General features: G+C 41.7%; 1 protein-coding gene. It reads left to right on the top strand.

Annotated features, from left to right (window positions below; genetic code table 11):
• Positions 1-616: GNVR domain-containing protein (locus AB4486_RS24190; RefSeq protein ID WP_372119171.1), on the top strand; the 616-nt coding region annotated here is incomplete at both ends.

The following is a 616-nucleotide window of genomic DNA, read 5'->3' as shown; positions in this document are numbered from 1 at the left end:
CTCATAACGGTTTTGAATTCTCGATTGGCCAACGTAGCCGATTGCAAGCGATCGAATGGCTGAAATCTTCTTTGTCTCTTTCTGAGCAAGGAAAGCAAACCGGTATTCTGAAGCTAAGCTTTGAAGGGGAAAACAAGCAGCAGATTTCTGAAATTCTTAATCATATTAGTCAGACTTACTTCTTACAAAACGTGAAACGTAATTCTGCGGAAGCAGAGAAGAGCCTAGAGTTCTTAGAAAGCCACCTTCCTGGTATTAAATCTGAGCTAACGGGCTATGAAGACACACTCAACAACTATCGTCAAAAGAACGAATCGATCGATTTGGGTTTAGAAGCACAATCAACCCTGAAGGTAATGGTAGAGCTTGAAGCGCAATTGAATGAACTGACGTTTAAAGAAAGTGATATCAGTCAGCGTTTCACTAAAGATCACCCGGCGTATAAGTCACTGATTGATAAGCGTAAAACGTTGTTGGGCGAGCGAGAGCGCCTGAACAAGCAAGTGCAAAAGCTGCCGAAAACACAACGTGAAGTACTACGTATGACACGTGATGTTGAAGTAAACCAACAGATCTACATCCAGCTTTTAAACAAGGTTCAAGAACTGAGCATTAT

Source organism: Vibrio sp. 10N.222.55.C6 (assembly GCF_041473395.1).
Taxonomy (GTDB): domain Bacteria; phylum Pseudomonadota; class Gammaproteobacteria; order Enterobacterales; family Vibrionaceae; genus Vibrio; species Vibrio crassostreae_C.
Note: the sequence above shows the minus strand (reverse complement) of the source record. Positions and strands in the feature narration are given on the sequence as shown.